At 75.9% G+C, this 21283-nt stretch carries 13 protein-coding genes; 5 read left to right on the forward strand and 8 right to left on the reverse strand.

Annotated features, from left to right (window positions below; translation table 11 throughout):
• Together AB0N04_RS17705 and AB0N04_RS17710 are read left to right on the forward strand one after the other, a co-directional pair.
• Positions 1–1014: an SPFH domain-containing protein gene (locus tag AB0N04_RS17705; protein WP_360209585.1), complete on the forward strand. Its 1014-nt coding sequence runs from the start codon at positions 1–3 to the stop codon at positions 1012–1014.
• Positions 1011–1910: a hypothetical protein gene (locus AB0N04_RS17710; protein WP_360209582.1), complete on the forward strand. Its 900-nt coding sequence runs from the start codon at positions 1011–1013 to the stop codon at positions 1908–1910. Before AB0N04_RS17705 ends, AB0N04_RS17710 begins: the two co-directional genes overlap by 4 nt.
• Positions 1911–1962: 52 nt before the next feature.
• Here the strand turns inward: AB0N04_RS17710 and AB0N04_RS17715 are convergent, their stop codons facing one another.
• Complete coding sequence (locus AB0N04_RS17715; protein WP_360209774.1) at positions 1963–2667, reverse strand: TetR/AcrR family transcriptional regulator; 705 nt, start codon at positions 2665–2667, stop codon at positions 1963–1965.
• 158 nt (positions 2668–2825) lie between these two features.
• Here AB0N04_RS17715 and AB0N04_RS17720 point away from each other — a divergent pair, with 158 nt between their 5' ends.
• From AB0N04_RS17720 to AB0N04_RS17730, 3 genes are all read left to right on the forward strand, one after another.
• Positions 2826–3461 carry an SDR family oxidoreductase gene (locus AB0N04_RS17720; protein ID WP_360209580.1) on the forward strand — a complete coding sequence of 212 codons (636 nt, stop codon included), beginning with the start codon at positions 2826–2828 and terminating at the stop codon, positions 3459–3461.
• A gap of 176 nt (positions 3462–3637) precedes the next feature.
• A complete protein-coding gene (locus AB0N04_RS17725) occupies positions 3638–6298 on the forward strand; it encodes a TIM-barrel domain-containing protein (RefSeq protein WP_360209577.1) in 2661 nt (886 codons plus the stop codon).
• A gap of 121 nt (positions 6299–6419) precedes the next feature.
• Complete coding sequence (locus AB0N04_RS17730) at positions 6420–8024, forward strand: NAD(P)/FAD-dependent oxidoreductase (RefSeq protein ID WP_360209574.1); 1605 nt, start codon at positions 6420–6422, stop codon at positions 8022–8024.
• Between the two features lie 9 nt (positions 8025–8033).
• Here AB0N04_RS17730 and AB0N04_RS17735 read toward each other — a convergent pair whose 3' ends face one another.
• The 7 genes from AB0N04_RS17735 to AB0N04_RS17765 are packed head-to-tail and all read right to left on the reverse strand — an operon-like array spanning position 8034 to position 21259.
• Positions 8034–8462, reverse strand: a complete 429-nt coding sequence (locus AB0N04_RS17735; protein WP_360209571.1) for a VOC family protein — start codon at positions 8460–8462, stop codon at positions 8034–8036.
• Positions 8459–8758, reverse strand: coding sequence for a phosphopantetheine-binding protein (locus AB0N04_RS17740; protein WP_360209568.1), 300 nt, complete (start codon positions 8756–8758; stop codon positions 8459–8461). Before AB0N04_RS17740 ends, AB0N04_RS17735 begins: the two co-directional genes overlap by 4 nt.
• On the reverse strand, positions 8751–10637 hold the full coding sequence (locus AB0N04_RS17745) for an HAD-IIIC family phosphatase (protein ID WP_360209565.1): 1887 nt from the start codon (positions 10635–10637) through the stop codon (positions 8751–8753). Before AB0N04_RS17745 ends, AB0N04_RS17740 begins: the two co-directional genes overlap by 8 nt.
• A 14-nt stretch (positions 10638–10651) precedes the next feature.
• Complete coding sequence (locus AB0N04_RS17750; protein WP_360209562.1) at positions 10652–13291, reverse strand: 3-oxoacyl-[acyl-carrier-protein] synthase III C-terminal domain-containing protein; 2640 nt, start codon at positions 13289–13291, stop codon at positions 10652–10654.
• Positions 13288–13536 carry an acyl carrier protein gene (locus AB0N04_RS17755; RefSeq protein WP_360209559.1) on the reverse strand — a complete coding sequence of 83 codons (249 nt, stop codon included), beginning with the start codon at positions 13534–13536 and terminating at the stop codon, positions 13288–13290. The genes AB0N04_RS17750 and AB0N04_RS17755 overlap by 4 nt, the downstream gene beginning before the upstream one ends.
• Positions 13533–14900, reverse strand: a complete 1368-nt coding sequence (locus tag AB0N04_RS17760; protein ID WP_360209556.1) for an MFS transporter — start codon at positions 14898–14900, stop codon at positions 13533–13535. The genes AB0N04_RS17755 and AB0N04_RS17760 overlap by 4 nt, the downstream gene beginning before the upstream one ends.
• Positions 14901–14938: 38 nt before the next feature.
• The gene (locus AB0N04_RS17765) at positions 14939–21259 is read right to left on the reverse strand and encodes a condensation domain-containing protein (RefSeq protein WP_363364697.1); all 6321 of its coding nucleotides are present in this window, start codon (positions 21257–21259) and stop codon (positions 14939–14941) included.
• Positions 21260–21283: the final 24 nt, after the last annotated feature.

Raw genomic sequence — 21283 nt, forward strand, 5'->3', positions numbered from 1 at the left:
ATGGCCGACATCACCAGACGCTTCGGACTGCGCCACCTGCGCGCCGTCCCCACCGCCCACATCCGCCACCTGAACCGCGGCAAGGTCGTCCACGACGGCACCGGCCTGGCGTTCTGGTTCCGGCCGCTCACCGCCGCCCTCTCCGAGGTGCCCGTGGACGACCGCGAGCTCGCCATGCTCTTCCACGCCCGCACCTCCGACTTCCAGGACGTCACCGTGCAGGCCACGCTGACCTACCGGATCACCGAACCCGCCGTCGCCGCGAGCCGCGTCGACTTCGGCATCGACCCGGACACCGGCGCCTGGCGCGCCGCCCCGCTCGACCAGCTCGCCACCCTGCTCACCGAGACCGCCCAGCAGCACGCGCTCGGACTGCTCGCCCGCACCACCCTCGCCGCCGCCCTGGTCGACGGCGTCAGCGCCGTGCGGGACCGGATGGCCGAGGGGCTCGCCGCCGAACCCCGGATCGCCGAGACCGGCCTCGCCGTGATCGCCGTCCGGGTCGTCGCCCTGCGCCCCGAACCCGAGGTGGAGCGGGCCCTGCGCACGCCCGCCCGGGAGCTGGTCCAGCAGGAGGCCGACCGGGCCACCTTCGAACGGCGCGCCGTCGCCGTCGAGCACGAGCGCGGCATCGCCGAGAACGAGCTCGCCAACCGGATCGAACTCGCCCGCCGGGAGGAACAGCTGCTCGCCCAGCAGGGCGCCAACAGCCGGCTCCAGGCCGAGGAGGAGGCCGTCGCCGGGCGGGTCCGCACCGACGCCGAGGCCGAACGCCGCATCCGGCTCGCCGGCGCCGAGGCGGACGCCGCCCGCGCCCTCGGCGACGCCCGCGCCGCCGCCGAGGCGGCCTGGCTCACCGCCCACCAGCAGGCCGACCCGGCCGTGCTGCGGGCCCTCGCCCTGATGCGGCTGGCCGAGCACCTGCCGCAGATCGACAGCATCACGCTCACCCCCGACGTGCTGACCGGGCTGCTGGCCAAGCTCGGCGGCCCCGCGGGCGGGACGGACCGGTGAGCCTCGCCCCCCGGGCGGTGCTGGTGCACCGCCGGACGGAGTACGAGGAGCTGCTCGCCCACCACGGCACGCCCGGGCAGGCCGCATTCTTCCTCTCCTCCCGCGGCCGCTCGGTCGAGGAGGTGGAGCAGCGCCACCACCGGCAGGCCGCCGCGCTGGCCCGGGCCGCCGCCGCCGTCCCGCTGGACTGGCGGCGCACCCGGGTCGAGCGCGCCGACCTGCCGCGCTTCCTGTTCGAACCGGGGGACGTGGTGGTCGTGGTCGGCCAGGACGGGCTGGTCGCCAACGCCGCCAAGTACCTCGACGGGCAGCCGGTGATCGGGGTCGACGCCGATCCCGGCCGCAACCCCGGCATCCTGGTCCGCCACCGCGCCTCCGCACTGCCCGTCCTGCTGGCGGCCGCCGTCTCCCGCGGCGGCGACCGGCACGTCGAGGAGCGCACCATGGTCGAGGCCGTCGCGGACGACACCCAGCGGCTGCTCGCGCTCAACGAGGTGTACCTCGGTCAGCCCGGCCACCAGACCGCGCGGTACCGGCTGGCGGTGGACGGGGAGGAGGCCGAGCCGCAGGCCTCCTCGGGCGTCCTGATCGGCACCGGGACCGGGGCCACCGGCTGGTGCCGCTCCGCCTGGCTGGAGCGCGGCGGCCCCGTGCCGCTGCCGGAGGCGGTGGCGCCGTCGCTCGCCTGGTTCGTCCGCGAGGCCTGGCCCTCGCCCACCACCGGCACCAGCCGGGTGCACGGCGTGCTCGACGACGGCCGCGGGCTGGTGCTGACCGTCGAGTCGGACCGGCTGGTGGCCTTCGGCGACGGCGTCGAGTCGGACGCCCTGGAGCTGACCTGGGGGCAGAGCGTCCGGGTCGGCGTGGCGGAGAACCGGCTGCGGCTGGTGGTCTGACGGCCCGTCGGCGGATCCCGGCCCACAGGCGGGTGCCGGCGGTCCGCAGGGCCTACGGCGCGTCGGAGGCGCCCGACGGGCCGGGCGCCTCGCCGGGGTCGGACGGGCCGGACGGGCCGGACGCGTCCGCGAGGCCGGACGGGCCGGGCGGGAGCACCCCGCCGAGCAGGGCCCGGACGGTCGCCCTCGCGAACTCCTCGGCCCCGGCCGGCCGGAGCGCCTCGGCGGGGGCCTCGGCGGCGTAGAAGAGCTCCAGGAAGGCCCGGTGGAAGCAGGCCCCGATCAGCAGCATGGCGGCGGCGTCCGGGTCGACGGCGGAGGAGACCCGGCCCAGCCGCTGTTCGGCGCGCAGGTAGTCGGCGAGCCGGGCACTGACGTTGTGCGGGCCGGCGTCGCCCAGCTTGCCGCGGTGGGCGGCGAGCAGCTCGGGGCTCGCGAACAGCGATCCGGCCATCGGGAAGGACTGCCGGTAGAACGGGACGGCGACCCGGACCACCTCCTCCAGGTGCTCGCCGACCGAGCCCAGGCCGGCCCGGCCCGGCAGGTCGGCCACCGCGTCGGCGAGGCGCGGGGCGCGCTCGCGCAGCACCCGGACGAAGATCTCCTCCTTGTCGCGGAAGTGCTTGTACAGCGCCGCCTCGGAGCAGCCGGCGGCCCGGGCGATCTCCTTGGTGGTGGTGCGGGTGAGCCCCACGGTGGCGATCAGGCGGGCCGCGGCGTCGAGCACCCGCGCCCGGGTAAGGGCCCCGCCGGTCAGCGGCGCGGCGGCCGCCGGCCCGCCCCGGCCCCCGTCGCCCCGGTTGCCGCCGTCTCGATCCGCGCCGTCTCGGTTCACGGGCGCCAGTCTACCTTGACAGGTGGGTGAGCACTCACTCACCATCGAAGTAAGCATTCACTCACCCCCTGGGAGCAGTCATGCGACTCACTGTTCTCGGCGCCACCGGAGGCGTCGGACGCCATCTGGTCGGCCACGCCCTGGCCGACGGGCACCAGGTCGTGGCGGCGGTCCGCGATCCGGCGCGACTGCCGCTCCGCCACGAGCGGCTGACCGTCGTCCGGGCGGACGCCCTCGACCCCGCGTCCCTGAAGCCCGTGGTCGAGGGGGCCGACGCGGTGCTCTCCGGCATCGGCGCGAACGGCCGCTCGGACCCGCTGAAGCCCGCCTCGACCTCCGCCCGGGCGGTGGTGGCGGCGATGACCGAGGCCGGGGTGCGCCGGATCCTCACGGTGAGCGCGGCGCCGCTCAACCGCACCGGGGCCGGCCAGTCCGTGCTCGCCGGCCGGATCCTCTCGCCACTGCTCCGGGCGTTCCTGCGGGACGTCTACACCGACCTGGAGGCGATGGAGCGCGTCCTGCGGGCGAGCGGTCTGGACTGGACGGCCGTCCGGCCGCCGCGACTGACCGACGGACCCGGCCGGGGCCACTACCGCCGGAGCGTCGACTCCGGCCCGCCCACCAGCTCCGTCAGCCGGTCCGACGTCGCGCGGGCGATGCTCGACCTCGTCGCCGCCCCGGAGACCTTCGGCCACACCGTGGGCGTGAGCGCCTGACGGACCCGCCCGGCCCCGGACGCCGTCCGCCGACCCCGGTCAGACCCGGGGCCGACGGGCGGCGCCGCCATTGACATGTCCCGGCGATAGCTGTGAAGCTGCTTGAAACTGCCTACTTTCAAGCAACTTCGCGCAGCAAGTGAACATCTCTTGCGCAATCGACGGGAGAACCCACCGTGCGCCAGGTTCGCCAGCGCTTACGCCGGGCCGCCCTCGGCGTGGCCCTGACCAGCATCGCCGCCGTGGCCGGGCCCGCCCTGCCGGCCCGCGCCGCGACCCCCGGCTCCGCCGTCCTCGACCAGGACCACCAGAGCGTCACCTGGCAGAGCGCCCAGTACGCCAAGGGGACGCTCGGCGGCCCGGGCACCTGCCCGCCCGCCGGCCAGGACCCGGGCGGGGCCGTCTGCGACCGCTTCGACCTGACCGTGACCGTCCCCGCCGGCTACTGGGACGACAACCCGGAGGGCGGCGTCCCGGTCTCCGTGCAGTGGCAGAACCCCACCGACGACTTCGACCTGTACGTCTACGACGACGCCGGCAAGGAGGTCGCCCAGAGCGCCGGCACCGCCGACCCCGAGGCCACCGTCATCCCGAAGGCCTCCGGCACCTACCACGTCCTGGTCGTCCCCTACGACGTGCACGGCGGCTCCTTCACCGGCCGGGCCTACCTGCCGCAGACCGCCGACGCCGGCGACCTCACCTCCCTCACCGGCTCCCAGGGCGGCTACGACATCGCCGCCGGCGCGCTCAGGGCCCGGGTGGACTTCCTCGCCGACGACCAGCTCCGGCTGCAGGCCGCCCCCGACGGCGTCCTCACCGACCCGGCCGGCCGCACCATCGTCCGCACCCAGCCCGCACCCCAGCGGAACACGAGCACCTTCGACGCCGGCGCGTACTACGGCATCCGCTCCCCCGGCCTGGTGCTGCGGGTCTACAAGCACCCGCTGCGCTTCGGCCTGTACAAGGCCGACGACCGCACCGCCCTCTGGCAGGAGGCCGCCCCGCTGCGCTGGAGCACCGGCGGGCTGCGGCAGAGCCTCGTCCGCGGCCCCGACGAGCAGTTCTTCGGCGGCGGCGAGCAGAACGGCTCCTTCTCCCACCGCGACCGGACGATCCACGTCGCCAACAGCTCGAACTGGAACGAGGGCGGCTACAACAACTCCCAGCCGTTCTACGTCTCCACCGCCGGCTACGGCGTCTTCCGCAACACCTTCGCCCCCGGCACCTACGACTTCGGCTCCCCCGTGCACACCGGGCAGCAGGAACGCCGCCTGGACGCCTACTACTTCACCGGTGACGTCAAGTCGGTGATCGGCCGCTACACCGCCCTCGTCGGCAAGCCCTTCATGCCGCCCGTCTACGGCCTGGAACCCGGCGACTCCGACTGCTACCTGCACAACGCCAACCGCGGCGAGCGCCACACCCTGGACGCGCTCAAGGTCGCCGACGGCTACGTCCAACACGGCATGCCGCTCGGCTGGATGCTCGTCAACGACGGCTACGGCTGCGGCTACGAGGACCTCGCCAGGACCGGCGAGGGCCTGCGCAAGGACCACGCCCAGCTCGGCCTCTGGACCCAGAACGGCCTTCCCGACCAGGCCGCCGAGGTCAAGGCCGGCGTCCGGGTGCGCAAGCTCGACGTCGCCTGGGTCGGCAACGGCTACGACTTCGCCCTGAACGCCTGCGACCAGGCCAAGGCCGGCATCGAGGACAGCAGCGACGCCCGGGGCTTCGTCTGGCTGCCGGTCTCCTGGGCCGGCGCCCAGCGCTGCGGGGTGCTCTGGAGCGGCGACCAGAGCCTGTCCTGGGACTACATCCGCTGGCAGATCCCCACCTACGCCGGCGCCACCATGTCCGGCATCGCCTACAACACCGGCGACATCGGCTCCATCTTCCGGCGCGACCCGCAGATGTACACCCGCGACCTGCAGTGGAAGGCCTTCCTGCCCACCGTCATGACCATGGACGGCTGGGCCCGCGACATGACCGGCAAGGAGCAGCGCGACCAGCAGCCCTGGCTGGACGGCGAGCCCTACACCTCGATCAACCGCAAGTACCTGCAGCTGAAGGAGCGGCTGCTGCCCTACATGTACACCCTGTCCGCGGAGGCCACCCGGACCGGCGTCGGCGCCGTGCGCCCGCTCGCCCTCGAGTACCCGCACGACCCGGCCGCCCTCGGCCCGAACGCCACCTACGAGTTCCTCGCCGGGCCGGACTTCCTGGTCGCCCCGGTCTACTCCGACACCTCGGTGCGCAACGGCATCTACCTGCCCGAGGGCACCTGGACCGACTACTGGACCGGACGCACCTACCAGGGCCCCACCACGATCGACGGCTACGCCGCCCCGCTGGACACCCTGCCGCTGTTCGTCCGCGGGGGCGCCATCGTCCCGATGTGGCCCAAGGGCACGCTCTCCTGGCAGGACCGCGACCGCGGCGAGCTCGACTACGACCTCTACCCGAAGGGCGACTCCTCGTACACGCTGTACGAGGACGACGGCGTCACCCGGCAGTTCGCCGCCGGCTCCTCGGCGACGCAGCGGGTCGACGTGCACGCCGACCGCGCCATCACCAGCGTCCGGGTCGGCGCCAGCACGGGGACGTACGCCGGCAAGCCGGCCGCCCGCTCCTACCGCTTCACCGTGCACGGCCAGGACGCCCCGCGCCTGGTCGTCACCCGGGGCGGCCCGCTGCCCCGGCTGGACTCGGCGGCCGCGCTCGACGCCGCCCCCTCGGGCTGGTACCACGACCCGGCGACCGGGGTGACGCACATCCGCACGCCCTCCCTGCCCACCGACCGCGGGTTCTCGGTGGAGATCGTCCGCGGCGGCCGCTGACCGGCCGGCCCGCACCGGGCTCCCCCCGCCGACCGGGCTCCCCCGCGCACCTCCGCGGGGGAGCCCGGTCGCGTCGCCGGGCACCCTGTCCGCGGCCGCCGGGGTGGCGTAGCGTGGCCGGATGAACACGAACGCGTCACCCCGGTACGACGTCGTGATCGTCGGCGGTGGGCACAACGGACTGGTCTCGGCGGCCTACCTGGCCCGCGCCGGGCTGCGGGTGCTCGTGCTGGAACGGCTGCCGCGGGTGGGCGGGGCCGCGGTCTCCACCCGCGCCTTCGCGGGCGTGGACGCCCGCTTGTCGCGCTACTCGTACCTGGTGAGCCTGCTGCCCCGGAAGGTGGTCACCGACCTGGGGCTGCGGCTGGAGCTGCGGCGGCGGCGGATCTCCTCGTACACGCCCGCCGTCCGGGACGGCAAGCCCACCGGGCTGCTGGTGGACGCGTCCGACCCCGGGCGCACCCGGGACTCGTTCCGGGCCCTGACCGGCACGGACCGGGAGTGGGAGGCCTGGCAGCGCTTCCAGGAGACGACCGGGCGGCTCGCCCGGCGGGTGTTCCCCACCCTCACCGAGCCGCTGCCCACCCGCGCCGAACTGCGCCGGCGGGTCGCCGACGAGGACGCCTGGACCTCCGTGTTCGAACGGCCGCTCGGCGAGACGATCGAGCGGACCTTCGCCGACGACCTGGTGCGCGGCGTCGTCCTCACCGACGCGCTGATCGGCACCTTCACCCACGCCCACGACCCGTCACTGCGCCAGAACCGGTGCTTCCTCTACCACGTGATCGGCAACGGGACCGGCGACTGGGACGTCCCGGTCGGCGGGATGGGCGCCGTCACCGGGGCGCTGGCCGGGGCGGCGCTGGCGGCCGGCGCCACGATCCGCACCGGCTGCGAGGTCACCGGCATCGCCACCGACGGCCGCGGCGACGCCGAGGTCGGCTACCGCCACCAGGGCGGCGAGGCGGTCGCGGTGGGCCGCCGGGTGCTGGTCAACGCCGCCCCGGCGACGCTCGCCCGGCTGCTCGGCGAGCACCCCGGGCCCGCCCCCGAGGGTGCCCAGCTGAAGGTCAACATGGTGCTCTGCCGGCTGCCCCGGCTGCGCGACCCCGCCGCGGACCCCCGGGAGGCCTTCGCGGGAACCTTCCACATCGCCGAGGGCTACCGGCAGTTGGAGACCGCCCACACCGAGGCGGCGGCCGGCCGGATGCCCGGCGCACCGCCCTCGGAGATCTACTGCCACACCCTGACCGACCCCTCCGTCCTCGGCCCCGAGGCGCTCCGCCAGGGCCTGCACACCCTGACCCTGTTCGGCCTGCACCTGCCCGCCCGGCTGTTCACCGACCCGGCCGCCAAGGACCGTGCCCTGGCCGCCGCGCTGGCCCAGGTGGACGAGGTGCTCGCCGAACCGCTCGCCGACTGCCTGGCCACCGACTCCGCCGGCCGCCCCTGCCTGGAGGCCAGGACGCCGCCCGAGCTGGAGCGGGAGCTCGGCCTGCCCGGCGGCCACATCTTCCACCGGGACCTCGCCTTCCCGTACCGCACCGAGACCGCCGACACCGCCGGCACCGCCGCCGCCCGCTGGGGCGTGGCGACCGCCCGCCCCGACGTGCTGCTCTGCGGGGCGGGGGCGGTGCGCGGCGGGGGCGTCAGCGGCATCCCGGGCCACAACGCGGCCCGGGCCGTCCTGGAGGACCTGGCCGGCGGCGGCCGCCCCTCGGGGTGACGGCGGGCCCTACGACCGCACCTCCCGGCGGTCCGCGTACTCCACCAGCTCGACCAGCAGGCCGGTGGCCGGGCCGAGGTGGACGAAGGCGATGCGCAGCCCGGGCCGGCCGCCCGGGCGGGGCTCGTCGTCGACCAGCACCGCGCCGCGGGCGCTCAGCGCGGCCAGTTCGGCGGTGATGTCGTCGACCTCGAAGGCCACGTGGTGCAGGCCCGGCCCGCTACGGGCCAGGTGTCCGGTGACCTGGCTGGCCGGGCCGGACGGGGTGACGATCTCGATCGCGGTCGGGTCGCCCGCGCGGCGCCAGAACTGGCAGGTGACGTCGTAGGTGGCGACCGCGTCGGTGGCGTCCGGGCTCATGGTGAGCATCCGCAGGCCGGTGGCCGCGGACCCGAGGTCCGCCGCCACCATCCCGACGTGGTCGATGCGGCGGATCACCGGTCCGCCAGCGCGGCGGTCACGAGGCCCCCGAGTCCGGCGACGTCGGCGACCGCGAAGTAGGTGCGCAGGTCGAGCTGGACCCCGAAGGCGTCCTCGACGTCGGTGAGCAGCCGCAGTGCGGCCAGGCTGGTCCAGTTCTCGAGCTGCTGGAAGCGCGAGGCCGGGGAGAGGCCGGGCAGCCCGGTGACCCGTTCGACGAGGCCGACGAGCGCGCCGGTGACGTCGGCGGTGCGGGTGGTGCCGGTGCTGCCGGCAGTGCCGGTGGTTCCGGTGGTTCCGGTGGTTTCAGACATGGGAGGGCTCCCTTCCGTCCAGGACGATCCAGTCGGGTGCGGCCACGTCGGCCGCGGTGAGGTCGAGCGCGTAGCGGGTCGGGTCGCCGGGGGCCGCGGGGCCGCCGATCGGGGTGAAGGACTCCAGCAGCGAGGCGGCCGGTCCGTTCCGGTCGCCGCGGCGGTAGTCGGCGTGCAGGGTGGTGGCGCCGCCGGCCCGGGCGAGGCCGGCCAGGTGGGCGAGGACGGCGTGCTCGACCCCGCGGGAGAAGACCCGGCAGCTCATCACGAAGTTCTCGACGAGCCAGGCGTCCGGCCCCGTGGCGATCCAGGCCGCGCCGACCAGCCCCTCGCGGCCGAACCGGTCCGCGACCTCGAAGCCGAGCAGCAGGTGGTCGGGCGAGGCGGCCGCCGCCCGGGTGCCGCGCTCGCCGTGCGCTCCCGGGTTGAGGTTGAACTGGTTTGTCCGGGCGGCGAGTTGGATGATCCTGGGCAGGTCGAACTCGTCGGCCGGGGTGACGGTGACCCGCAGTCCGAGGCCGGCCAGGTAGTCGTGGGCGGAGGCGAAGGACTCCGCGAACTCCTCCCGCTCGGCACGGGCCCGGTACAGGCCGGTGCGCTCCCGGTCGGTCGCGGTCGTCGTCAGCGCGCCGAAGAACTGCGGCTCCAGGACGGCCGCGAGGTGCCCCGCCGGATCCCCGCCCAGCCGGACCACCCGGGCCTCCGGGATCTCCCGGGCGACGAGGTCGCACTCGAACGGGCTGTCGTCGACGAAGACGACGCTGTCCAGGCCCAGGTTGAGGGTCTGCACGATCTGCCGGATGTTGTGGTCCTTGCGGCCCCAGTTGGCGGCCCTGGCCACGAAGTCGTCCGGCCGCAGCAGGAGTTCGGGGTGCGTGGCGAGCACCTCGTCCACCGCGGACCGCTCGTTCTTGCTGCACACGGCGAGCAGCACGCCCTGGCGCCGCAGCGCCAGCAGGCCGCGCTGCAGCTCGGTGTAGCAGTTCCCGGGGTAGCCGCCGCCGATCTGCAGGCCCTCGGGGCCGTCGTCCCCCAGGACGCCGCCCCACAGCGTGTTGTCGAGGTCGACCACGAGCAGCTTGCGGCCGAGGCCGGCCGCCGCCCGGCACAGCGCGGCGGCCTCCCGGGCGTACTCCGCCTCCACCCCGAAGGTCCAGGCCATGCCGGCGAAGCGGTGCAGCCGCTCGTCCCGCACCGGGCCGGGGTGGTCGACCAGCAGCGCCTCGAAGTCCAGGACGTGGACGGCCGGGTGGCGCCCGGCCAGCTCCAGCAGGCGGCGGTTGACGTCCCGCCAGGCCGCGCCCAGTCCGGCCCGGGCGGAGTAGCCGATCACGCGCCGCTGCCGGGAGCGGGCGAGCGGCACGGTGTGCAGCACCACGGCGCCGCCGGAGGACTCGGCGAAGCCGGTCACCGCCTGTTCCAGCATGGCCAGCCGCTCGCCGGCCGGACCGGTCAGCGTGGCGAGGTCGGACGGGTCCCAGTCGGCGGGAAGCAGCGCCTCGTCGTGCAGCAGGCACAGGGTGACGTCGGGGGCGAAGCGGGCCAGCTCGGAGCCCGGGTCGGTGAGCTGGACGAGCAGTTGGTCGTAGCCGCTGACGTGGATCTCCGGCGCGATGCCGGCCCGCAGCAGTTCGACCCGCAGCAGCGGTTCGACGTTCTCGGCGGTGAAGGTGGCGGCGATCGCGATCCGCAGCGGCCGTGGCGCCCGGCCGGGCGGCACGACCCGTTCCGGGGCGACGCCGGCCAGCAGGCGGCCGGCGTCGCGCAGTGCCGTGGGCGCGCTCAGCGCGGCCAGGGCGGCGGGCAGCCCGGGGTCGGGCGGCGCGTCCTCGTCCCGGAGCGCGCGGATCCGGGCCAGGACGGTCTCGTCGGTGTCCATGTCGTCTCCGTCTCTCACACCTGGAGCAGCGTGCACACCCAGTGCATGCCGCTGCTCGTGCTGGTCAGGGCCACCAGGTCCCCGGTGGCGAGTTCGCCCGCGGCGAGCAGCCGGCGCAGCGTCACCAGCTGGTCGGCGCAGCCGATGTGGCCGTGGTCCAGGGCGGATTCCACGTTGGTCCGCTCGACGGGGACGCCGAGGTCCCTGGCGAGGTCGGCGAGCTGCCGGCCGTTGTCGTTGAAGTGGATCACCCGGCGCAGGTCCCGGCGGTCGACGCCGGCCCTCGCGCAGGCCCGGTCGACGACCTCGCGGCCGCGGCTGCGGATCATCGACACGAACCGGTACATGGCGCGCACGTCGCCCCGGAAGAAGTCGTCCAGCCGGTCCTGCGGGTTGCGCACGCCCGGCTGCTCGGCGGCCCCGGCGCGGAACGGCTCGGCCGCGCCGCCGACGTCCATCCGCATGAAGTCCGCGTAGTCGCCGTCGGTGATGGTCTCGGTGGCCAGCCAGCGGCAGCCGCCGTGGTCGCGGCGGAGCACGGCCGCGGCCGCGCCGTCGGAGTAGACGCTGGTGTTGATCTCCATCCGGTTCCAGTACGGCTCGCAGACCCGGTTGGCGCCGATCAGCAGGGCCGTCCGGTAGTCCGGGTGGACGGCGAACCGGCCGGCGACCAGGTCGAAGGCGGCGACGCCGCCGCCGCAGGCCTGGTTGACCAGCACCGCCTCGGCCCGGCGCGCGCCGAGCCGGGCCTGGGTGGCGGCCGCCGGGTCCCAGTACAGGTACTCGGCGAGGTCGGCGACGGCCAGCACGACCAGGTCGACCTCCTCGGCGGCGACCCCGGCCTCGGCCAGGGCGCGTTCGCCGGCCTCGACGGCGAGGTCGGTGAGGCCGGTCCCGTCGGGCGCGCGGTGGAAGGAGCGGTAGCCCCAGCCGCGGATCCGGTCCAGGTCGGCGGTGTACGAGGGCGCCAGCTCGGCGACGGAGCAGGCCTCGGGCAGCGACTCGCCGAGGGCGACGACGCCGAAGCGCACGCCGGCCGCCGCCGGTCCGGCCGCCGGTGCGGGGGCGTCCCAGGTCAGGGCGTGCAGCCGGGCCGACTGCCCGGCGCCGGTGCCGCCGGTCCCGGGCAGCGCCCGCAGGAAGGCCACCGCGGCGCCGTTGTGCCCGGTCTCCCGGTAGCGGAACACCACGTCGGCGCCCTCGGCCCGGCGGACCACCTCGCCCAGCACCTCGTCCTCGACGCGCCGGCCGAGCACCGGGCAGGAGAGCGAGAACAGGTCGACCGTGCACACGCCGTCGGCGCGGCGCAGCCCGACGGCGCCGCTGAGGCCGTAGTCGCCGAACCGGTCGCGCACCGACACGGCCAGCAGCTCCCCGGCGTACCCGGCGAGGTCCTCCGCGTCCTGCTCGTTGCCGAGGGTGAAGTCCTTGGCGCGGGCGACCACTTCGGCCACCGCGTCCAGCTGCCCGGCCACCGGCCGGACGTCCACGACCACCTGGAGGCCGGCCACGAACCCCTCCAGCGACACGGCCGCGGACCCGGCCCCCGAGGCCGCCACCGACCCGGCCGCCGAGCCCGCCACCGGCTCCTCCGGCCCCAGCGGCTCCGGGGCCGGCGGCACGGCCGGCGGTGCCGGGCGGTCGAACAGCCCGGCCGCGGCCAGCGTGCCGGCCCAGCCGTCGGGCTGCTCGCCGAGCAGCACCGACGCCCCCGGGCGCAGGCCAGCGTCCGTCGTCACCAGCGCCACCGCCCGCACCGGCAGGTCGAGGGCCGCGGCGACCCCGGCCAGCCGCTCGTCGATCGGCCCGGGGCCGATCACGGCCGCGTCCACCGCGGCGACGAGCTCCGGGCACTCCTTGGCGAGCGCCGGCCAGACGGCCTCGTCGGTGGCGCACAGGCCCACCCGGGTGCCGGCGCGGCGCAGCGCCCGCAGCGGGCCGCGCAGGGCCGCGGCCGCCCCGCCGGACAGCCCGTCCGCGTCGAGCGCGACGGCGCGCACGCCGGCACCGAAGCGGCCGATCAGCAGCCGGGCGATCCGGGCGCCGAGCCGGGCGAACAGCTCCTCCGTGTAGGGCACCTTCGCGAGCCGGAACATCGTGGGGTGGTGCGCCTGCCCGGCCCCGACCTCCCGGACGGCGTCCTCGGCGTCGGCGACCAGCACGCCGGGCAGGGCAGCCAGCCGGGCCCGGACGGCCTCCCTGGCCCGGGTGGCCAGGGCGGTGCTCCCGGTCGGCGAGCCGGCGTCGCCGATCCCGAGGTCCGGTTCGTCCGGCAGCGCGGGCAGCACCAGGACGACGGTGCCCGCCCAGCGCTCGGCGGCGGTGCGGGCGGCGTCGGCGACGGCCAGCAGGTCCGTCGTCCACCGCGGTCCGGCCGGGCCGAGCTCCTCGAAGCGGGGCGCCAGGATCAGCACGTCCGGTTCGCCGGCGGCCGTCTCCCCCCGGTCGTCCAGGCACTGGCGGACGATCTGGTCGAACGGGCCGACCCGGAACCGGGCCGGCAGCCCCGCCTCGTGCAGCGGCACGCCGAGGTAGGGCAGCAGCTGGTCGACGGTGTAGCTGGCGAGCAGGCCGATCCGCAGCACCGGGGCCGGGCCGGTGCGGGACAGCTCCCGCCAGGCGGTGCGGATGCGGTACGGGGTGGGCGCGGTCATGCCGGCACCCCCTTGGCGCGCAGCACCGTGCGCAGCCGGCCGATGGTCGGCACGTTTCTCACTTCCTCGTAGGCGAAGGAGACCCGGTAGACCTCCTCGAGCGTCACCACCAGCTGGAGGTGGCGCAGGCTGGTCCACTCGGGCAGGGTGGCGGGGCCGTCCTCGTCGGTGACGGCCGCCGGGTCGAGGTCGAGGACCTCGGCGACGAGCGCGTGCAGGCGGGCGGGTTCGGCGGCGGCGGTCACGGCGCCACCGCCAGGTCCGCGCCGTCCCCGGCCGGGCCGCCGGCCGGTTCGAGCGCGGGCTCCGCCGCGGCGTCCGGCAGGACGCTCTCGATGCGCCGGATGCTGGGCATCAGGAACGCCCCGAGCGCGAGCACGGTGCCGGCCACGCCGATGCCGACGAAGACCAGGCCGATGCCGCCGGCCTGCCCGGTGCCGACCAGGCCGCCGAAGATCCGCGCGCCCTGCGCCCCCGGCTCCATCCACGGGCCGAGGACGTGGTCGACGAGCGGTCCGGCCACCAGGGTGGCGATCGGGATGGACAGCTCCTCGACGAACTGCCGGGCCGCGAACACCCGGCCCTGGACGTGCGGTTCGACCTTCTCCTGCCAGACCGTGTTGGTGTAGCCGTCGATGATCGGGATGCACAGGTGCACGACGATCAGGGCGACGCCGAGGAACAGCACCAGGTCGGTGATGCCGTACAGGATCCGGCCGACGACGCTGAACGCGACGGTGGCCCAGAGCACGAACATCATCTTGTCCCGCGGGGACTTCAGCGCCGCCACCAGGACGGTGCCCGCGATGCCGCCGATGGCCCCGGTGGACAGCACCAGCGCCAGCGAGTCCGCGCTGTCCCCGGTCCTGGCCAGCACCATGGGCCGCAGCAGCAGGTAGCCGGTCGAGGCGAGCACGTTGATGACGACCAGGAAGGCCTCCAGGTTGCGCAGCGGTCTGCTGCGCAGGATGTAGCGGAAGCCGAACTGGCAGTCCTGCCAGAAGGTCGACGCGGCGCCGTCGGGCCGGTCCGGGGTGGCCGGGAGGGCCACCAGCAGCACGGTGCCGATGGCGAAGGCGTAGGAGAGGGTGTCCACCAGCAGGATCGTGCTGATGCTGGTGACGGTGAGCAGCAGGGCGGCCAGCAGCGGGGCGAACAGCTCGGGGGTCGAACGCACCGCGAACATCATCGCGTTGGCCCGGGCGTAGTTCCCGCGCTCCATCATCAGGGTGATGGTGGCCTGGAACACCGGCACCTGGAACGCGACGAACGCGCCGGTGACGAAGTTGACCAGGTAGAGCGGCCACATGCTGGTCGACCCGCTCAGGAACAGGATCAGCAGCGCCCCGGTGGCGACCGCCGAGCCGAGCTCGGAGATCATCATCGTCACCCGGCGGTTCCAGCGGTCGATGAACGCGCCGGCGACCGGGCTGAAGAGCACCGTCGAGGCGAAGGCGAAGAAGAGGCTCAGGGTGAACTGGGTGGTGCTGCCGGTTCGGTCCCAGATCCAGACGCTGACCGCGAAGTTGGTCATCCGCGTGCCGACGACGGACAGGAACTGACCGCACCACAGCACGGCGAATGCCGCGAATCCGGTTGGACGTCGCATGGTCGTGCAGGTCCTTCCACTGGTGTTGGTCGGAGGGCTCAGCCGGTCGGGCCGATCAGGCCGACCAGGCGGGCGCGGAGCTCGTCGAGGAACTCCCGCGCCGTCCCGGCCGCGTAGACGGTGGTGGCGTAGCCGACGTCGAGCCGGAGCCGGCCGCCGACGATCACGCCGCCGACGTCCAGGTCGTAGGGCCAGCGGCCGACGCCGTCGTCGGTCTCGCCGTAGGGGGCGTCACAGACCTCGAACAGGTCGTCGGCCCGGGCGACCTCGTCGAACCCGAAGTTGCCCATGTAGTTGACGGCGATCCGGGGCTGGACGAGTGCGGCCAGCCGCGCGCGGACCTCCCGGTCCGGCCCGGCGAAGCGCAGGACGCCGTAGCCGATGCCGTTGTTGGGCACCCGCGCCAGCTGCCGGGCGACGGCCGCCGCCCGGGCTCCCGGGTCGGCGGTCTCCGGCAGCCGCAGGAGCGCGGGGTACATCACCTGGAACCACCCGGTGGTCCGGTTCAGGTCGACGTCGGCGAAGAGGTGCTCGCGCCCGTGCCCGGTGGTGGCGAGCAGGCACTCGTCCGTCCCGGCGCGGGCGGCGGCCGCCTCGGCGACGCTCCACACGAGCAGGTCGCGGACGTTGACCCGCAGCCGGCGGACCGCCTCGTGCAGGCCGTCGGTCTGCTCGGTGGTCAGGGTGGTGCTGGTCATCGCGCCGGCGGCGAGCGTGGTGACGCCGTCGGGGTGGTCCGGCGGCGGCAGGGTGGCCGCCGCCGAGGTCTGCGCCAGCCAGTGCGGCAGTTCGCCGCTCAGGTCGTGCGCGGACAGCCGGCGGGCCCAGGTGCTGTACGCGGTGGTCCGGGCGGGCAGCCGCGGCGGCTCGCCGTTCGCGAGCCGGGTGCACAGGGTCCGCAGGTCGCCGAGCAGCAGGTCGCGGGAGATCGCGTCCACGACCAGGTGGTGGGCGATGATCAGCAGGCGGTCCGGGCGGTCCGGGCCGGTCGCGAAGTGCAGCACCCGGCAGGTCGGCCCTTCGGTGAGGTCGAGGGTGCGCTGCGCCGCGGCGGCCAGCGCGAGCATCGCCTCGTCCTGCTCCGAGGGGGCGGCCGCGGACAGGTCGTGGCTCGCGAAGGGGACGGCGTCGGCCGGATCGGCGTGGTGCTGGCGCAGCGTGCCGTCCTCCGTGCGGCGGAACCGCAGCCGCAGCGAACCGTGGTGGTCGGCGAGCAGCCGCACCGCCTCCCGCAGGTGCTCCACCGCGACCGGCCGCAGCAGGTCGAGGTAGTACGGGTGGTTGAACCAGGAGGGCTCGGCCATCGTGGTGGCGACCGACTCGAACCACCAGAGCTGGGCCGGCGTCAGCGGCACCTCGCCCTCGGCGACCTCGTGCCCGGTGGTGGGCGCCGCGGCGTCCAGGTCCAGTTCGGCGATGGTGCGGCGCTCGGTGAGCTGCCGGGCGGACAGCCGGATGCCGGCCTCCGCCGCGTGGAAGGCCACGGTGATGGCCAGCAGGGAGTCCCCGCCGAGCTCGTAGAAGTCGTCGTGGATGCCGACCTCGCCCAGGTGCAGGACCTCGGCCCAGATCGCGGCCAGGGCCCGCTCCCGTTCGGTGCGCGGGGCGGCCGCGGTGCGCCGGGCCGGGCGGCGCGCTCCCGTGCGGACGGCGTCGGCGACGTCCTCGGCCGTGGCCAGCCCGGTGGCGATGTCGGCGAGCAGCTCGGGCGGCAGGGGCGGGAGCGGCGACGGGCCTCCCGACGGGCCCTGCGCCAGGCCCGGTGTCAGGCCCTGCGACGGGCCCTGCCCCAAGCCCGGCGACAGCCGTTGCGACGGCCGCCCCGAGGGGCCGGGGAAGGGTGCGTCGAGCGGCCACAGGTGCGCCGGGGCCACCGCCGGGTCCAGCAGCACGGCGCCCTCCGGGGCCCCGCCCACCCGTACGGCGCCGACGGCGACCAGCGCGTCCAGCTCCGGCAGCGACGGCGGCGCCGTCAGCACCACCTCCCGGCCGTGGCCGAGCTGTTCGCGCAGCAGCGGGACGAGCTCCGGCCCGAAGGCGCAGGGGTCGGCCGCCACCGTGTCCACCGGCCGGTGCCGCTGCCGGCCGGCCAGCCGGGCGACGACCGTGCCGAGCACCGTCTCGAAGGCTGCGGAGTAGGGCAGGCCGTCCCGTCCCGGGTGGGGTGCGCCGAGGCCGTAGCGGCGGGCCCAGCGGTCCATCGTCAGCACGTGCACGCCCGGCAGGGTCGCGGCGAAGGCGGTGAGCCGGTCGGACAGGCCGCCGAACACCCCGGCCCAGCGGTCGTCGGCGTAGGCCGCCGAGGCGGGGCAGAGGCCGAGCACCAGCTCGCCGTCCGTCCGGTCCCGGTGGGCGCCGACCGCCGCCGCGAGCTCCGCCAGCGCCCGTTCCAGGGCGGCGACGCCGGCCGGCAGGGCCGGGGCGCCGTCGGGCCGGGCGGGGGTGCCGGGCAGCAGGTCCTCCCAGCGCAGCAGCAGCACGTCCAGCCCGTTCGCCCGGAACGGCCCGTCGGGGTCGAGCAGCGGCCGGCGCACCTGGCCCGGCGGCGCCGCGGACACCTCCAGGGCGGGTTCGCCGAGCAGCCCGGACCAGAAGCCGAGGGTCGCCCCGAGCTCCCCGGTGGGGAAGGAGGAGGCCACGCCGATCCGCTGGACGGGCCGGTCGGCGGCCGGCTGGCGGTCCGTGGCGATCACCGTGTCCGGCGCGGCGACCAGGTCGGCCAGCAGCTCGCCGAACCGGGCGACCACCGCCTCCGCGCGCCCGTGGCTGAACAGCTCGGCCGAGTAGGTGAAGTCGGCCTCCAGCCGGTCGCCCTGCCAGTCCACGGTGAACAGCACGTCGAAGTCCGCACCGGCCGGGCCGGCCGGCAGCGGCTCCACGGTGAGGCCGGGCAGCGTCGGCGGCTCGTCCGGGGCGTCGGCGTAGTTGAGCACGCAGCGCAGGGGGTGCCGGGAGGAGTCGCGGGGCAGCCGCAGCGCCTCCATGATCTTCGGGAAGGGCAGGCGCTGGTGCGCCTGGGCGTCCTTGACGCCCGCGTGCAGACGGCGGACCAGCCGGCGGAACGCCGGGTCGCCGGAGAGGTCCAGGCGCAGCGGCAGGAGGTCGGCGAAGCAGCCGACCACGCCCTGCAGTTCGGCCCGGTCCCGGCCGGTCGTCGGCATCCCGATGACCAGGTCGCTCCGGCCGGACTCGCGCTGCAGGAGCACCGCGAACACCGTGAGCAGCACGCTGTACGGGGTGACGCCCTCGGCCCTGGCCAGGTCGCGCACGGCCGTGCCGAGCTCGGCCGGGAACAGCCGCCCGGCCCGCCCGGCGACGCCCTCCTCCGTGCCGTCCGCTCCGGCGGCCCCGGTGCCCGCGGCCCCGGTGCCCGCGGCCCCGGGCGGGACGTCGCCGGGCAGTTCCACCGGGGCCGGCGCGCCGCGCAGCCGCTCCCGCCAGAACGCCGTGTGGGTCTCGACCTCCGGCCCGGCCAGCCACCGCTGCTGGTCGTGGGCGAAGTCGCCGAACTGCAGCACGGGCTCCGGCAGCGGGGACGGCCGCCCCGCGGTGTACGCGCCGTAGAGCACCGACAGCTCGTCCAGCAGGATCCCCCAGGAGGTGCTGTCGCAGACGATGTGGTGCATCCCGATCAGCAGCCGGTGCTCCTCCGGCGCGGTGCGCAGCAGCTCGACCCGCACCAGGGGGCCGTCGGCGAGCGAGTACGGGTGCGCCGCGAGCCGCTCGATCCGCTCGGCGACGGCCCGCTCCCGGTCGCCGCCGGCCGGGCCGGTCAGGTCGACCGGCTCGCACCAGACCGGCAGCCGGGGGTGGACCACCGGCACCGGCAGGCCGCGGTGCTCGGTGAACGTGGTGCGCAGCGCCTCGTGCCGGCGCACCACCTCCTCGACCGCCCGCTCCAGCGCCGCGACGTCCAGCGGGCCGTGCAGCGTCATCGCGGACATCGTGTTGTGCCGGGCGTCCTCGCTGTCCAGCCGGCTGGTCGCCCAGAGGCGCTGCTGGATCGAGGAGGCGACGGGCTGCGCCCCGGGCGGCGCGGGCTCCAGCGCCTCCGCCGCCGCGCCCTCGGCGGCGTCGAGCACCGCGCCCAGCCCGGCCAGGGTCGGGTGGGTGAACAGGGAGTACAGCGACACCTCCCGGCCGAACTCGCGGCGCAGCCGAGAGAGCAATTGGGTGGCCAGCAGGGAGTGCCCGCCGAGCGCGAAGAAGTCCGAGTCGGCGCCGACCTCGGCGACCCGCAGGACCTCCCGCCAGATCTGCGCCAGCCTGACCTCGGTGGGCGTGCCCGGCTCACGGCCGGGCGCCGCGCCGTCGCCGGCCCGCACCGCGCGCGGGGCCACCCGGGCGGCCGCCTCGGCCGGGTCGTCCAGCAGGGCGGCCGCGCAGGCGGCCCGCTCGGGCTCGGGCTCCGGGGCCGGCAGCCGCCGCGCGACCAGCCCGGCCAGCGCGGCGAAGTACTCGGGCGGGTAGGGGATGTGGCCGATCCGGTCGGTCACCGGGTCGTGCGGCACCGGGTACGGGTGCTCCTCGACCCAGTCGACGGACACCCCGGGCACCGCGTGCCGCAGTGCGGCCAGCCGGTCGTCCAGCCGGGCGAACAGGCCGCTCCAGCCGCGTTCGGCGGCGGCCGGGGAGGCGGGGCAGCGCAGCAGGACCAGCGGTGCGCCGGTGCGGCGGCGGTAGCCCGCGACGGCGGCCTCGAAGTCCCGCATGGCCGCGTCCAGCACCGCGGCCGGATCGGCGTCCCCGGCGGACCGGCGCAGCCAGTCCTCCCAGCGCAGCAGACCGACGGTGACGGCCGCGTCGTCCGGGGTCAGCAGGTGCTGGACGAGCTGGCCGTAGGGCGCGAGCCGGACGTCGGCGGGGGCCTGCCGCAGGTCCAGCCAGAGCCGCAGCGGGTCGGCGATCAGGTCGGCGGTCAAGGTGGCGCCGACGGCGACGGTGGCGCGGGCCGTCGAGGGCAGGGCGTGCAGCGGCTCGTCGGCCGCCCGCACCATGTCCGCCAGCACGGCGGCCACCCGTTCGGCGAGGCGCTCGACGGTGCCGGCGAGGTAGAGGTCGGCGTTGTAGTCGACGACCAGTTCGTCCCGGCCCGCCCGCCGGGACAGCGTCACGAACAGGTCGAAGTCGGTGAGCCGATTGTCCACCGGCAGCGGGGAGAACCGCACGCCCGCCGCGGAGAGCTCGGCGGCGCCGGCGTCGGTGACGGTGAACAGCACCTGGAACAGCGGGTTGATGCCGGGGTCGCGGGGCGGCGCGACCTCCTCGACCACCCGCGCGTAGGGCACGTCCTGGTGCCGGTAGGCCTCGCCGGTCGTCCGGTGGGCTCGGCGGACGGCCTCGCGCACGGAGGGATCGCCGGACAGGTCGATCCGCAGCACCAGCATGTTGGCGAAGGAGCCGATCAGCGGCTCCAGTTCGACCCGCGGCCGCCCGGCGGCGGGGGTGCCGAGGACGAGGTCGCGGTGGCCGGTGTGCTGCGACAGCGCAGCGCCGAACCCGGCGAGGGCGACGGCGTTGAAGGTGACCCCGGCCTCCCGGGCCAGTGCGGTCATCGCCGCGGTCAGCTCGGCCGGGAAGGCCCGGACGTGCCGGCCGCCGCGGTGCGTCTGCACCGGCGGGCGGCGGCGGTCCGGGCGCGGCGTGCTGGTGAGCGGGGCGTCGGCCAGCCGCTCCCGCCAGTACGCCAGGTGCTCCTCCAGGGCGGCGAGCGCGGCCGGTTCGCGCTGGCCGCGGGCGTGGTCGGCGAAGCCGGTGCGCAGCACCGGCAGGTCCACCGGCGTGCCCTCGGCGAACCGGCGGTAGTGCTCGACCAGTTCGGTGGCGAAGACGTCGCCGGACCACGCGTCGTAGACGATGTGGTGGACGGTCACCAGCAGCCGGTGCCGGTCGTCGGCCAGGGCCAGCAGGCAGGCGGCGAGCTGGGGGCCGCGGGTCAGGTCGAAGGCGACCAGGCCGTGTTCGGCGGCGGTCCGGTCGGCCCGCGCCGCGCGCTCCTCGGCGGGCAGCCCCCGCAGGTCCACCACCGGCAGCGGGACCTCGGCCGCGGGCAGGACGTACTGGTGGGGCCCGTCGTCGTCCTCGGCGAAGACCAGCCGCAGCGCCTCCTGCCGGGCCACCACGGCGTTCAGGGCGGCGGCGAGCGCGTCCCGGTCCAGCGGCCCGTCCAGCTCCAGGGCGAACGGCACGTTGTAGACGGCGGTGCCCGGGTCCATCCGGTCGAGGAACCAGAGCTGTTCCTGGGTGAACGACAGCGGCAACCGCTCCGGGCGCCGTTCGCGCCCGGCCAGCCGCAACCGCAGCAGCTCCCGCTGGTCCGGTGTCAGGTCGGCGAGTTGCGCCGACACGTCCTGTGCCATCGGTCCGTACCCCTTCCTCTTCCC

Source organism: Kitasatospora sp. NPDC051702 (assembly GCF_040681575.1).
Taxonomy (GTDB): Bacteria; Actinomycetota; Actinomycetes; order Streptomycetales; family Streptomycetaceae; genus Kitasatospora.

Coding starts and splice junctions, on each gene's coding strand:
- AB0N04_RS17705 (WP_360209585.1), top strand. CDS start 1: ATGGCCGACATCACCAGACGCTTCGGACTGCGCCACCTGCGCGCCGTC.
- AB0N04_RS17760 (WP_360209556.1), bottom strand. CDS start 14,900: ATGCGACGTCCAACCGGATTCGCGGCATTCGCCGTGCTGTGGTGCGGT.
- AB0N04_RS17745 (WP_360209565.1), bottom strand. CDS start 10,637: ATGGACACCGACGAGACCGTCCTGGCCCGGATCCGCGCGCTCCGGGAC.
- AB0N04_RS17730 (WP_360209574.1), top strand. CDS start 6,420: ATGAACACGAACGCGTCACCCCGGTACGACGTCGTGATCGTCGGCGGT.
- AB0N04_RS17720 (WP_360209580.1), top strand. CDS start 2,826: ATGCGACTCACTGTTCTCGGCGCCACCGGAGGCGTCGGACGCCATCTG.
- AB0N04_RS17740 (WP_360209568.1), bottom strand. CDS start 8,758: ATGTCTGAAACCACCGGAACCACCGGAACCACCGGCACTGCCGGCAGC.
- AB0N04_RS17765 (WP_363364697.1), bottom strand. CDS start 21,259: ATGGCACAGGACGTGTCGGCGCAACTCGCCGACCTGACACCGGACCAG.
- AB0N04_RS17750 (WP_360209562.1), bottom strand. CDS start 13,291: ATGACCGCGCCCACCCCGTACCGCATCCGCACCGCCTGGCGGGAGCTG.